10 protein-coding genes are annotated in these 14,185 nt (G+C 39.9%); 7 read left to right on the top strand and 3 right to left on the bottom strand.

The window, feature by feature from the left end:
- Positions 1 to 66 precede the first annotated feature (66 nt).
- Both SGI74_10865 and SGI74_10860 read left to right on the top strand, forming a co-directional pair.
- Positions 67 to 2,901 carry a PD-(D/E)XK nuclease family protein gene (locus SGI74_10865; GenBank protein MDZ4677992.1) on the top strand — a complete coding sequence of 945 codons (2,835 nt, stop codon included), beginning with the start codon at positions 67 to 69 and terminating at the stop codon, positions 2,899 to 2,901.
- A complete protein-coding gene (locus SGI74_10860) occupies positions 2,877 to 6,005 on the top strand; it encodes a UvrD-helicase domain-containing protein (GenBank protein MDZ4677991.1) in 3,129 nt (1,042 codons plus the stop codon). Before SGI74_10865 ends, SGI74_10860 begins: the two co-directional genes overlap by 25 nt.
- On the opposite strand, the gene SGI74_10855 is transcribed toward SGI74_10860, so the two are convergent.
- Positions 5,911 to 6,516: a hypothetical protein gene (locus SGI74_10855; protein MDZ4677990.1), complete on the bottom strand. Its 606-nt coding sequence runs from the start codon at positions 6,514 to 6,516 to the stop codon at positions 5,911 to 5,913. The two genes, SGI74_10860 and SGI74_10855, sit on opposite strands and share 95 nt — an antisense overlap.
- Positions 6,517 to 6,595: 79 nt before the next feature.
- On the opposite strand from SGI74_10855, the gene SGI74_10850 reads away from it, so the two are divergent.
- Genes SGI74_10850 through SGI74_10840 form a run of 3 tightly spaced genes read left to right on the top strand, consistent with a single transcriptional unit; the run spans position 6,596 to position 8,639 of the window.
- Positions 6,596 to 7,432, top strand: a complete 837-nt coding sequence (locus SGI74_10850; protein ID MDZ4677989.1) for an alpha/beta hydrolase — start codon at positions 6,596 to 6,598, stop codon at positions 7,430 to 7,432.
- A gap of 26 nt (positions 7,433 to 7,458) precedes the next feature.
- Positions 7,459 to 8,040: an orotate phosphoribosyltransferase gene (pyrE, locus tag SGI74_10845; protein ID MDZ4677988.1), complete on the top strand. Its 582-nt coding sequence runs from the start codon at positions 7,459 to 7,461 to the stop codon at positions 8,038 to 8,040.
- Entirely contained in the window at positions 8,037 to 8,639 is a 603-nt protein-coding gene (locus SGI74_10840; protein MDZ4677987.1) for a hypothetical protein, read from the top strand. The genes pyrE and SGI74_10840 overlap by 4 nt, the downstream gene beginning before the upstream one ends.
- A 9-nt stretch (positions 8,640 to 8,648) precedes the next feature.
- On the opposite strand, the gene SGI74_10835 is transcribed toward SGI74_10840, so the two are convergent.
- Positions 8,649 to 9,596, bottom strand: a complete 948-nt coding sequence (locus SGI74_10835; protein ID MDZ4677986.1) for a hypothetical protein — start codon at positions 9,594 to 9,596, stop codon at positions 8,649 to 8,651.
- A gap of 377 nt (positions 9,597 to 9,973) precedes the next feature.
- Here SGI74_10835 and SGI74_10830 point away from each other — a divergent pair, with 377 nt between their 5' ends.
- Together SGI74_10830 and nadB are read left to right on the top strand one after the other, a co-directional pair.
- Positions 9,974 to 10,960, top strand: coding sequence for a hypothetical protein (locus SGI74_10830; protein MDZ4677985.1), 987 nt, complete (start codon positions 9,974 to 9,976; stop codon positions 10,958 to 10,960).
- 159 nt (positions 10,961 to 11,119) lie between these two features.
- Positions 11,120 to 12,721, top strand: coding sequence for an L-aspartate oxidase (gene nadB, locus SGI74_10825; protein ID MDZ4677984.1), 1,602 nt, complete (start codon positions 11,120 to 11,122; stop codon positions 12,719 to 12,721).
- A gap of 241 nt (positions 12,722 to 12,962) precedes the next feature.
- Here the strand turns inward: nadB and SGI74_10820 are convergent, their stop codons facing one another.
- Positions 12,963 to 13,586 carry a hypothetical protein gene (locus SGI74_10820; protein MDZ4677983.1) on the bottom strand — a complete coding sequence of 208 codons (624 nt, stop codon included), beginning with the start codon at positions 13,584 to 13,586 and terminating at the stop codon, positions 12,963 to 12,965.
- Positions 13,587 to 14,185 lie beyond the last annotated feature (599 nt).

Here is a 14,185-nt window from a genome sequence, read left to right as displayed (position 1 = left end):
GCGGTTAACTTCTTTGGTCAATGCTTCATTGCTTTCTTTGGCGAATTTTTATAACTTCCGCCTGCGATGCTTACTATTGTATGGCTTTCTAAACTAGCTTGCAAAAAAACTCTTTGGTCCCGATTTGATCCTTCGCGACAGGTCTGGGTGGTCAGCGACGTTAAATCTAAAATATTTTTGCGCCAAAACCTCCTTGAAAGAAATGGCATCGTCATCGGTGAACCCGTGAAGCGTGCTTCAGAGTTTTGGCGAAATTTACTGCAAAGCGTTGATCCTTCCATGGGAATTTTAGGTCCTGTGGGTTCAAAAATCACCGCTCGAGATTTTCTTCAAACGCAAGGCACGGCCCAGTGGTGTCAAAGACCTCGGGCTCCTCGAAAATTTTTAGAAGCCTGTCAGAATCTCGCTCAAATTATTTCTCATCCAATTGCATTAGAAACTATTGCAGAATTTGAACACCAAAATCCTTTTGATTCTTCTCAGTTTCAAGAACTCGCAAGCCTTGGGATTCGCTTTTATAAACGTTGCATCGAAGCAAAAAGGCTTCCATGGTTTTTTGTTCCCTACTATTTAGCGGAACATCCTGAAGTGTTAAAGCAAGACTCTGAACTTGTTTTTGATTTGGGTTTAGACATGACAGACGGAGAGCGTGAGCTTATTCACCGACTTGCTAAAGAGAGCAATGTAAAAATTCTTGTGCCTGTAGAAAATGCAGAAGCACTTTTAGAGTCAGGTCTTTATTCATATCGTGGTTTGGGTTTGGGTGTACCTCAGGTAAAAGAAGAAAAAATGGTAGAAGTTTTAAATGCGAATGTACCATTTGATATTTGGCGTTGCAGCTCACCAGATGCTGAAGCTCGTAAAGCTGTGGAGACTATTTCAAAATGGGTTGCTGCAGGTATTAAACCTGAATCGATTTGTATCGCAGCTCCAGAAATTTCTGAATATGAAAATTTATTAAATCATGATTTAGCTTGGCAAGGAATCGGATTTCAAAGATCTCTTTCTGCTCGATTATCGGCGGGCCGTGTTTTTCGTGCCCTCAATGGCAGATTAGAATTAGTTGATGGCCAAGTTCACTCAGGAATCCTACAAGAAGCATTCTTAACGATGTCTCATTATCGTCGAACGAGCAGGCGAAGAAAAGAAAAACGTGTGCTCGGCCCCGTTATATCTGAAGACCAAGTTTCGATTGATGAAATGCGTAATCAAATCCTAAAACTTGGGCGACTCAAATCACGAGGTGAGCTCACAAGACAAGATTTTGAAAGTCTACTTTTCAAACTTTATGAAGAACTTGTGTTGGATTTGTCTGACTCACAACGAGATGTAAATTTCTTAAGAGCCGTGACCGCTTTGCGATCAGAGGTGGGTGATGGTAAGTTGCAATTAAAACTTTGGATTGAAGCTTGGCAAGAAATCACAAGCCGCATTGATATCGTCTACAAGCAAGCGGGTGCTAAAGGAATTTGGGCCGTGGACTTAGCTTCTGCCGAAGAAGCACCTGCCACGCATTTAATTATTTTAGGAAGTATCGATACGCCTGGGCGTCGATCGGTAGTGAGTAACCTTAATTCAGATCAATTGATTTTGTTAAAGCAGTATGGTTTTGACCTTTCTGCATCGACTGATAAACGTGATGATAGCCAAATCCGCTGGCTTAAAACTGGAGCGTGGAATCACATTGTATTAAGTTGTCCAAAAACAGATTCAAATGGGCGCACTGTAAGTGCAAGTTCGTTATGGCTTAAGACCGCTTCAGATCTTGGTAAAAATCTTGAAACCCTTGATTTTTCTGAACACACAATGTGGCTTGATGTGCAAAAAAACATTTTAAACCCCATGGTCGCTGATCAAGTTGATGGTTTTAAAATATGGAACCCCTTAACTGCAAAAAATCTTGGCCTCCGTGTAAGTGAAGAAATTGAAGGATTGCGACAAGTTGTAATACCTGCTGAAGATGCAAAACCACTTTCTGTATCATTGAGTGCATCAAAGATTGAATCTTATGGGGCGTGTCCGTTTAAGTTTTTTGCAAGTACCCATTTACGACTATTTGATGAAAGCGAACTTGACGTTGAACCTTCAGCCCAAACTCGTGGTCAATGGCTGCATCGAGCTGCTGAGCGAATTTTGCAATCTGAAATTTCACTTGAACTCTGGGGTGATAAAGAATGTGAAGAGCTCATCGACACTCTTGATGTAGTTCAAAAACAAGTGAGCTCTGATATTTGGCCTTCAATCAGATCAAGATTTGTCAGACTCTTACGTAGATTTATCCAATATGAAATAGATTGGAGAAAAGAATATCCATGTACAACCCCACTTGGTTTTGAAATGTCGTTTAAGGGTTATCTTGCGTGGAGTGAAGGTCAAAAGACATTAGAATTTAGTAAAGTTGCTCCGCAAGATGTGTCAAAACATTGGGCCCCTTTTCGAGGAAGTATCGATCGTATTGATGTGGCGGCACAGGGCTCTGCAATCTTAATTGATTATAAAAGTGGTGATTCTGCCAGCAGCAATATTCCAAGTTGGCAAAAGCGTGGCAGTTATCAATTAGCACTTTATGCACAGGCCATCGAGTCAGGTTTGTTAGAAAAAAACGGTGAGAAACTTAAAAAAATAATTGCCGCTCAATTTTATTCATTGAAAAAAATGAATCGTAAAAAAGGTTTTCAATTAAGTGATGTGGAATTAGCAGGTGTGTTGCCCTTAGAAAAAGTGGGTAATGCAAATGTTACTCAAGAAATAAAAGATAAGTATTTTACCCAAATCAATGAAAGTGTACATGAATGTTTAGAACACATTCGTGAAGGAAAATTCACACCGATACCTCGAACTGAAACTTTGTGTCCTTCTTGCTCATGGAGGACTCTATGTCGAGCACCTCACCTCTCATAACTACAATCGTTGAAGCGGGAGCAGGTACTGGCAAAACCGAAAGCCTCGCTCGTAGAATTATTGAAATCGCTACATATCTTTATAATCAAAATAAGCGAGTTCCAAGGCTTGTGGCGACTACTTTCACGGAGCGCGCTACAGCTGAGCTGCGTGAAAGAGTTGTTTCAATATTATCAAAAGAAAAAAATCCACCTTCTTGGCTTGTACATTTTGTGCAAGATACAGAGAAGCTTCATATATCCACAATCCACGGAACACTCTCACTCATTTTACATAGGTTTGGTATGCTCTTGGGTCTTGACCCTGAGTTTGTAATTTTAAATGGCCCAGAAGAGCGAGAAATTGTTCAAAAAGTTTTAAGGAGTATTATCTCTCAAAAACCTGAGTATGGAATTTTACTAGAGCAATATTCTTTCTCAGAACTTATTAGCATCGTTTGTGATTTAATGGCCCATCGTCAAACCTATGGAAATGATTTTAAGTCTGCCACTGGGTGGGAAGATATCGCCAAAAAAGATATTTCCAGTCTCAAAGATCATCTAAAATTTTTATGCACAGCCGATATCTCAAAATTATCCGATAAGCTGGGTGAAAAAATTAGCGAGCTTCAATCGCTCTGGCTTATTCTTGATAAAACAGCTGACGACTATGTGGTAGTACGTGAGAAATTTTTAAATGTCGTTGGTGAGATGTCTAAGCCCGCTATAAGAGTAGGGGCTAAAGGTTCTGAATTTAAAGAATCTATTGATTTTATTTTTGAGCTTAAAAAAGAAAAATGGGCTGAATTAAGTTATGATCCTGAAATTAATAAAAACCATGATGAGCTTGCAAAATTAATTAGTGATTTAGTTGCATTGTCGATCAATCAAGTTTTTGAAGAAAAGCGAACACAGGGGGCTCTTTCATTTGATGATCTTGAGTTTTTAACATTTGAACTCATTGAAAAACATCCGCAGGTTGTGAGTTCTGTTCGTAAGGAGTGGGATTTTTGGTTTGTAGATGAGTATCAAGATACAAGCCCATTACAAAAAAAGCTTCTTTTTGAATTGTTTAGAAAACCTTGGAACTCTTATTTTGTTGGTGACCCTCAGCAAAGTATTTATCTTTTCAGAGGTGCTGATGAAAATGTTTTTCAAGATACAAAAAAAATCGTCAAAGAAGCTCATGGCCTAGTTGAACGACTTGAGGTGAATTATCGTAGTCACCCGGATCTCTTGAAATTTATGAACATGCTTTTTACTTCGCTCAATCCTCCGATGAATAATCTTGTAGCAAAGGGGCCAGAAGAGGGTGGTATTCGTACCCATGTGCAATTTGCAGAAAATTTGGCTACCGAAGAAGACCTTATAACCAGACAAGTTTTAGATTGGCAAATTCAAGGGCACGCATTTCATGAAATGGCAGTCCTTGTAAAGACCAACGATAAAGCAAGGCTTGTTGCCAGTACTTTGGCTGATGCGGGGATCCCCGTTTATATACATTCGACTGGTGGCTATTATGATCGGCGTGAAGTTCTTGATGCGTTGGCGGTTTTAAGTTTTATCGAAGATTCTTCTGACGATGATGCATTTATTCTTATAGCGCGTTCACCGTGGATTGGAATCCCCGACACTGTATTAGCTCGTTGGGGCCACGAACGTGAATCAAAGTCATTTTGGCATTGGCTTGAATCAAATAATTTGGAAATTGAAAAATACCCATCACTACTTGATCTCAGAAATGCAGTGGAAAAAGTTGAAACCTGGCCATTGTCTGTCGCTTTTGATGAAATCTTAAATCGCCTTGGTTTTTTTGAATTTTGTCTCATCGGTGATGTCAGTGGGCGTAGAGAAGCAAATTTGAGAAAACTTGTTTCAAGCCTTCGTCAAGAAGAGAGGAGTCCTGGATTTTCAGCCACAGTTTTTATCAAACGTGCGTGGAGTGATCTTGAACAAACTAACGAAGAAAGTGAGGCTGCAAGCTTCATTGAACCTCAGCGTGTAAACATCATGACTATTCATAAAAGTAAGGGGCTAAAATTTAATTGCGTCGTTGTGCCATATTGTTCTGATCCGTTGAGGCCAAAATCAAATCTTTTAGAGCTTTCCTCTGACGGCAAATGGGCTGTGAAAGTATTAAGCCCTGAAGCTGAAGAAAAAGTTGCTCCCATCATGCACCATGTTCTTAAAGAAGAGCGCTATAAACGTGAACTTGCCGAGAGTCTCAGAGTTTTTTATGTGGCAGTGACACGAGCAGCAGAAAAACTCAGCCTCATAGCAAAGAGTAAAGTTGTTGAGAAGAGTTGGTTTTCTAAAGTATCACTTTTTAATGGCCCTAGTATTTCTCAAGGCGTTCAAGAAAATACTTATTCAGTAAAAGTTTGGTCTGAACCTCTTGAGATTTCAAAAGCCAAAGAAAATATTAAATCAAGTGCTGATATAAAACTGAAACTTCCTGAATCTTCCCAAGAAAAAATTAAACGTCTTACCGTAAGTGAAGCACTGGGTGGTGCGTATGGACTTCCACAATCTCAAGAAAAGCTGCCCCTAAAAGCGCAGCTAGAATCACAACAACGAGGTTTAGCGCTTCACGCTTTATTTGAATTTCTCAAAACAAATCCTGATGCAAATCTTGATGAACTTATTAGTACTATCTCACAACGATTTATTACCAGTTGGAAGATTAACTCTAAGGCTGTGCAAAAAACTCTTGAAATTAAGCAGCCACCCTTAAAAGAACTAATTTCAAAAGGTTTTTCAGAATGGCCTTTTTTAATCACAGAGGGAGGGGTAATTCTTGAAGGGCAAATTGATCTTTGGGGAATAGTCGATGAGGTGGTGTGGGTTTGCGATTATAAGAGTGCAAAAAATATATCTGATGATGCATTAGAGCGTGCGCGTGCACAATTAGAGTTATACGCATTGGCTGTAAATCGCGCAGGTGCTTCATGGGATAAAATCAAGTTAGCAGTGATTGCACCACTTGATGGGCGTGCTTATATATTTGAACCGCGAGAGAAAAAAGAAGTTATCATTGGCCTTGTTGATCGGCATCTTGCCCGGCAGGTCCAAAGCGTATCACAAGCCCCACACCTACAATCAGAGATGACCCTGGGTAAAAATTAAATTTTAAATCAAATCTAAGACTTGTGACGTCATTGAATTCCCACCAAAGTGCTCCTCCAGCATGAAGACCTGGGTAGATTCTGGTTTCTTCACCTGTGGGAACAACCGTGTATATGGGATTTGTCGCATAATGAATATCTGCACCAGCATAAAATGAGGCAACAAAATCATCTATCTGAGAATCAGATCTAAATGCTCCCGAACCCATGAGATATCTTTGTCCACTGCCAGAACCTTGAAGAAGTGTGCCTTCGAAAAAAGCATTTCGCCCGGTTTTGATTGCCGCTCGCGGTCCACACAGTGACATCACTTCTGTGATTCCAGGTATTGAATTGGGCAAAAATTTACCACATAAAAAGCCTACTTCTTTTGTCATTCTTGCAAAGCGCGCGTTGACTTCGCCTTCTTTGGCCTGTGGATTATTGGGGTCATCAAATTCTTGAGCGCTTCCCATAAAAGGAAATTGTAAACAAACTATGACCATTAGCAGCACGATTAAATTGCGATCCATGAAAACATTCTACATTGATAGGCCTACAAGTTCAATGATCGCCTTGACGTGGTTTTAAACTCCTATCACAATAAGGACTATGGGCTTGCAAATCGAAGAAGGTACATTCAAAGGTTACGATGGTTCGGAATTATTTTTTCAAACCTGGGCTCAACAATCATCCCAAGCCGTTATTTTGGGGATCCACGGACTTGGAGAGCATTCAGATTCATACAAACTTCTCGCCGAAGGTCTTATGGGTTCACCCTATCAATTAATTATGTCTGATCTTCGAGGTCATGGTCGAAGCTCTGGCAAACGAGGAGTTGGAACAATCGATGAGTTTGTTTTAGATATCAAACTTTTTCACAGCGTTGTGAAGACTCGATTTTCTGGAAAGCCTATTTTTTTTCTCGGTCATTCAATGGGTGGGTTAGTACTTTCAAAACTTCTCATCAGACATGGAGATTTTGGAGCACGAGGTGCTATTTTTAGTTCTCCATTATTAGATTTGAGTGTCCAAATTCCAAAACTTAAAAGAAAAAGTGCAGGCGTTTTAGCAGCGATGGCACCCAATATGACTTTGTACAATGAAATCCCTCTGAATCACCTTAGCCACGATAAAGAACATGTGGGCACTATGGAGTTAGATCACTTACGCCATAATCGAATCAGTCCGAAACTGTTTGTAGAATTGCTAGCAAGTATGAAATACGTTTTTGATTGCGCTCGTAAAATTCAACTTCCTGTGCTGATGCAACTTTCAGGCGACGATAAAATAGTGAGTCGACCAAAAGCCGAAGAGTTTTATGAACAATTAGAAGCAAAAGACAAAGAACTGCTGATTTATGAGCAATTCTATCATGAGATTTACAATGAAGTCGGGCGCGATAAACCATTTTCTGATTTGAAAAAATGGCTTATTAAGCATCAATAATTTTTTTCGCGACAGGATTTATAAAAGTGACTGATTCAAAAGAAATGCTCCAAGAATTTGTAAGCCTGGTTAGAAAACTAAGTTACGAAAAACGTAATGTCACGCTGGCTTCAGGGAAATCTAGTGATTTCTACATCGATATGAAGCATACACTCTTACACCCGCGTGGAATTTGGTTGGTGAGTAGTCTTATTGCCGGAAAAATTAAAGCGAAGAATCAAAGCGGTGCAAAAATCAAAGGTGTTGGTGGTTTGACCATGGGTGCAGACCCACTGGCAACAGGTGTGAGTATGTTCACGCAAGATTGGAGCGACTCACTTTTTGCCTTTTATATCCGTAAAGAACCAAAAGCACATGGCACACAGCAGTGGGTAGAAGGAATGAAGAATTTTAGCCAAGGTGATAAGGTGATTATTCTTGAAGACGTGGTGACTACCGGAGGCTCAACTTTAAAAAGTGTAGAAAGAGCAAAGTTGGCTGGCCTTGATGTAGTTGGTGTATACACCGCTGTTGATCGCCAAGAGGGTGGTGCAGAAAATATTAAAAAAGCAGGCCTTGATTATGAACCCATCGTAACAAAACAGATGATACTGGAGATAAGCAAATGAAGTTTCTCGCTGTAATGTTTGTTTTAGCTTTAAGCATGATTGGGTGCTCTACGACAAATCACGAAGAAACTCTCAACTACAAGGGCATTGAGCGCCCTCCAGGAAAATACACGACGGTTTTAGATCGTTGGACTACTGGTGAAAAATCTTATGCCAGCATGAGTGCCGCCTATCAAGTCACAGCTACTCTGCAGGCAATGGAAGTTGTTGAGCATCAGGTGTTTCAAGATGCACAACAGTATCAATGGAGTGCTGAGCAATTGCGCGAAGCTCGTCAAAAAGCTTTGTATGAAGCGCAAAATGAGACGACAGTGTTTGTCAGCCTTTATACCGACAAAGATGATACCAATGTTTTAGATAAAAAAGATTCTGTATGGAATATTTTTTTAGATGTTAGTGGTCAAAGAGTAATGCCGAAATCTATTAAGCGTGTTTACGAAAACAAAGTCGCTTTGGCAGCAAAATATCCTTATCACAATATATGGAGTAAGCCCTACATTATTAAATTTCCAATCGGAACTGTAGCCGCAACATCAGGCGCTGTTGGATTAACGCTTGCGGGGCCATTGGGCGGAAGCTTTCTAAAGTTCTCAAAATAAGAATAACAATTATTTTCTAAATTGTAAAAATACTGAGAGTACCGGAGTAATTTGGCCCTGCTCGTCTTTTTCATAACGAATGAGCATATCGGTTTCAATGAGATGCGGGTCAGTACTTCTTGTGAGCATGTTTGGTGTAAGCTGGTGTTGAACTTCTTTGTTTGCGATACGTTCTACATTTTTAGTACTACGCCATAGGTGTCCAACTTGTCTGTCGACGTAGGAGCTTCGACCTTGATAAATCCAAGATTGAGGATCCTTTTTCACCAAAAAAGCATCAATAGCTTTTTGCTTTTTCTCAAAATCATTTTCTCGATGAACAAGATCCAAAGGTAAAGCACACAAAGTAATAGCACCTGCGACTAAATTGACTAAGCCTATATATTGAGGCAAACCAAAATAAGAATCCAAGAAAGCAATTGCTGTTAAGCCAACTCCTGTTTCTGCAAGGCCCGTAAGCAAATTTTTCATTTTTTTAGCGGCTCTTATGTCTTCTAGTAACTGTCGATCATTGGATACAGCGTCTAGCATAAGTCTAATTTCTTTTTCCCCTCGGACTTCATAACCGGCAATAATTGTTCGCTTTCCCACACGTGTAAGTACATTAGGCGATTGCTTACGCATCATAAGATTAATGCGATCAACGCGATCTGAAATGTCTGCATGTTTTGCTTCATCAATTATTTCTGAAGTCACATCGAGCGTGAATGGATAAGTTGAACGAAGAGACTTGGGTTGGGGTTTGAGTGAACTTTTTTCGAAATTATTTAAACCCATGAGAGCATTAAATGTTTGTTTGTCTGATTGTTCTCGATCGAGGTTAGAATGAATATCTCCCAGGCGTATGAGCCATGACCCACACTGTTCAAATCGAAATGGTTTTTCTCCACTTGCAGCAAATGAAGGGGTGGTAGAGATCAAGAGACCAAAAATTACAAACAACTTAAAAATTTTCATAAACGTTCCACTTTTCTATTTTGTTACTTATGCTTCTTTTCAATTTCAAATATGAGCAATGCATATGCCATGGCTTTTATAGTCTTAAAAGAAATTCAGTGGTGATGGCTGAGTGGTGATCTGAAAAAGTTTCATAAATGATTCTGAATTTAGCGTTGAAAGTCATGCGAGTAACAATTTTTGTCATCACCACGATTTGGCGAGCGGTTCATTGGGCCACGGGTGTTATAGAGCCAATCAATGGGTATAAATCTTGTATTCTTAATGGGTAAGTGGATGTGATGAAGCTTAGGTTGAAGTTGAGCGGGTTTGGTTGAAGTTGAGCCCTATATGTCAGAAAAGATGTCGGTAAAGTTATATAATATAGAGGTCATCAGATGCGGTTTATAAATACACAATTGCTGCAATTACTGACTGTCAATTTACTCAGTACTGCACTTTCTTTTGCGGCAACTGCAAGTGTTGCAGTTACAGGAGCATCCACATCTGCTGCCACGGTCTTATCTGCAAACGCAGCTGTCGAAACATCACCTCCTGAGCAATTACAAAATGTAGTTATAGAATGGGCCTATTCAGACAATGCCGGGAATTCAATAGTTTCACTCTTAAATTTCTCTGGGCCAGAATCAGGCGCAAGTTCAAAGTTTTGGGGCGGGCAGGGGCGATTTTTTCCTTTAACAACTACTATTGATTTGAATGATAAGAATTTTCGTTCACAGTTTAGAGAAATGTCGCGCCCAGAGCGTGAAGTTTTAGTTTCAAAAATTAAAAATAATATTTTGCATTTTTATGAATCAAATCATGTCAGAGAAGTAATGATGCTGTTAAAGGGAGCGGGCGATTCATACGTGATCATCACAGCAGCAAAAGCCATGTTCACTTATGATCAGTATGAAGTTTATATTGGCAAACCAGGCGCAAGAAAAAAAGAAACTGTTATGCATGTAGAAAAAAATATAAAGGGCATGACGCTTACCTTAAAGACGGGGGCTTCGATTCATATTCCAAATAGTAACGCAACACCTCCGTCTATCGCGAGAGGTGATGCAGTTTTAAATCTTCAAGCCCTATCACTTGAAACAAATATGCAATTAATTACTGACATGAAGTTACCATTAAGCGGTTCACAGATTCACGATTCACAATCCGGTAGTTCTCAAGCACATGAGGAAGTATTTAGGTATTCCAAAGAATTTGTCTCACAAACGTCAAATCGTGAGGCTATGGTTGATGGAAGTACACGCTACCAAAAAGAAACAAGACGCCTTGAGGCTGTAAGAAATCAAACACAATTAGAATTAGCATTATTAAGAGCTCAATCATGTGCATCTAAATTGGCTGAATTGCCCTGGCGCCAAAGATAGTCCAAATGCATTGGTGTCAAAGATAGTCCAAATGCATTGGTGTCAAAGATAGTCCAAATGCTTTGGTGCGAAAGATAGTCTAAATACCCTTACGTAGATGATAATTGTATTTTGTAACCCCACTTGACTGTAGCGGGTCATCCCAGTACTTTGCCCACAATGTCAGCGTCAGTGTCAGTTCAAAAGTCTGATTTCTTAGTCATCGGTTCAGGTATTGCTGGGCTTTTCTTTGCGTTGAAAGCGGCACGACTTGGCACCGTGACTGTTCTTGCAAAGGGTTCTGCAACACATACTGCAACAGCAATGGCCCAAGGTGGAATCGCCAGTGTAACGGGGCAAGATGATAGTTTTGATTCTCATATTAAAGATACTGTTGTTGCCGGCGCTGGACTTTGTAACGAAGAAATTGTGAAAATGTGTGTGAGTCAAGCACCTGCACGCATTCGTGATCTTATTGAGTACGGAGTTGTGTTTAATAAAACAACCGGATCAGATTTATTTGATCTTACACGGGAAGGTGGCCATTCTCAAAAAAGAATTTTACACAGTTTTGATCAGACAGGTCTTGCGATTCAAAATGCTCTGCTTGCAGCATGTGCTAAAAATTCAAATATTAAAATTCTTGAATACCAAATGGCAATTGATTTGATTATCGATAAAAAAATTAATCCACTCAAAACCGGCCCAACACAATGCTTGGGCGCCTATGTGCTAGATACGAAGAATAATCAGGTTCAAACTCAAATTTCTCGCTTCACTATTCTTGCTACCGGTGGCGCAGGAAAGGTTTATCTCTACACTTCAAATTGGGATGGAGCTACCGGTGACGGAATCGCCATGGCAAGACGCGCTGGTTGCAGAGTTGCAAATATGGAGTTTTTGCAATTTCATCCAACATGTCTCTATCATCCACAGGCAAGAAATTTTTTAATCACCGAAGCATTGCGAGGCGAAGGAGCTCATCTCATATTAGAAAATGGTGAGCGGTTTATGCCGAAGTATCATGAGAAAGCAGAGCTTGCTCCTCGTGATATCGTGGCTCGAGCGATTGATGCCGAAATTAAACGAACCGGTCAAGATTGCGTATTTTTAGATGTGACACATATGCCAGCAGTTGAATTGAAAACACGTTTTCCTGGAGTTTATGAGCGATGTTTAAAGTATGGCATCGATATGACAGTGCAACCCATTCCAGTGGTTCCTGCAGCTCATTATATTTGCGGTGGAGTGTGGACAAAAGAAAATGCCGAGACAGATATTAATCATTTATTTGCAATTGGTGAAACAGCACACACAGGCCTTCATGGTGCCAACCGATTAGCTAGTAATTCTTTAATGGAAGCAACGGTTTTTGCTCATAATGCGGTTGAGTATATTGAACAGCATTTTTTAGATTACCCTGAGTTGAATATGAAAGTAAAAGAGTGGGATCATGGCGAAGCTGTGAATCCCGATGAGATGATTGTGATTTCTCACAACTGGGATGAGATCAGACGTTTGATGTGGAACTACGTTGGCATTGTTCGTTCAACAAAACGTCTCGAGCGTGCACATAATCGCATTAAAGTATTGCAAGATGAAATCAAAGAATATTATTGGAATTTTAGAGTGAATAAAGACCTGCTCGAACTTCGTAACATTGCTCTCATCGCTGAACTTGTAATTGAATCTGCACTGTCACGAAAAGAAAGCCGCGGAATTCATTTCACACTAGATTACCCCGACACAAATCAAAAATTCGCAAGCGACACAGTGATTTAAATTTTAAGCATTTAAAGTATTTTAATTGAGCGGTGAAAATTCAATGGATACCACTTATTTTCAACTTGGGTGGGTTCAAACCCTTTGGGTAACACCGCCATATTCTCCTCATAATGGAGATAATTCAGCAATAATAATTTTTTATACAAGATTGTAGGTAGATGTATTTCCAGATGCAGTTATTTACTTAGGAAGTGTTTGTTCAAAATTAATTGCCAAGAGTTTACTTCTTCAAGATTAATTATTGCTGGCTTGGATCGTTATCTGTTATTTCAACTGTTCCACAAATTGCTGGCGATTTATTCGTACAGGCTTTTGCGGTGCCGTTTCCATAATAATGAGCGAGGTAGGAATTGTCAGGATGTTTCACCACTTCGCCGGAGCCTAGGCTGTACCACTTTGGGCCGACTCGCTCGTCTTCAAGGTCATATCCCATGAGTTCACTTTCACATTGGATTCTCATTGCATCGCCATCCGGACCCATTGCGCAACACCGGCCATAAGGTCGCTGCATGATTTTAGTACAATAATTATAATGAATACTTTCTGGGTCATCAGAACCGCACACGACTGGCGTGACATCCAGCAGAACTTTGTTGTGCATTTTTATATGAACAACAAGATCAATTCGACTTATCGGTGGTGGTTTTGGATAACAGCCACCAGGCGTTGTGTTGATAGCTGTTTGTGAGGGCGTTGGTGTTTGTGAATTATTCGAATCAGACGGAGTCGGTGTATGAAGATCTTCATCGCTGAGACTAGCACTGGTTAATTTCTTCAAAGTATTGCTATTTCCGCATCCGCTATTGATGACACCAGTGCCGACGAGAAGAATCAAGATGAGGTTATTTTTGAGCGTGGTCATGGTGTTCCTTGTTCATTATTGGTGCCCCATATTTATTATTGGTGTTCAATGTTCACTTCAAAATTCATTTGCCCGAATAATTTATTCACAACAAAATTCATACATACGAATCATTACTCAATTCAAAATTCATATGATGTTTAGTTCAAACTCCGTACCATAGGCTAGTTTGTTAAGTGATTGAAAATACGAGCATCTCAGCACTTGTGTCCTTTAAAATTCGTCAATCATCTTGAACTGGCAATAACTTCGACAAAATATTGAAAAATTAGCCATGTACTATAACGCATTAAGAACACACACCAGATTAAATATGATTACTGATTTGGTATTATTCCCGCTTCGATGAAGCAATAGGGTTTGTATTGCTCTCATTTCAGTTCCTACTTCGATGGAACAGCAAAGTTTGTAATGCTCTCACTTCAGATCTCACTTCGATGGAACAATTGAGTTACTTGTTATTATAAAAACAATAATAATATTGCCCCTGTTTCAGATCTCACTTCGATGGAGTAACAAAGTTTGTAATCCCCCGCTTCAGATCGCACTTCGATGGAGCAACAAAGTTTGTAATCCCCCGCTTCAGATCGCACTTCGAT

It is taken from the genome of Oligoflexia bacterium, from assembly GCA_034439615.1.
GTDB lineage: Bacteria > Bdellovibrionota > Bdellovibrionia > JABDDW01 > JABDDW01 > JAWXAT01.
Note: the sequence above shows the minus strand (reverse complement) of the source record. Positions and strands in the feature narration are given on the sequence as shown.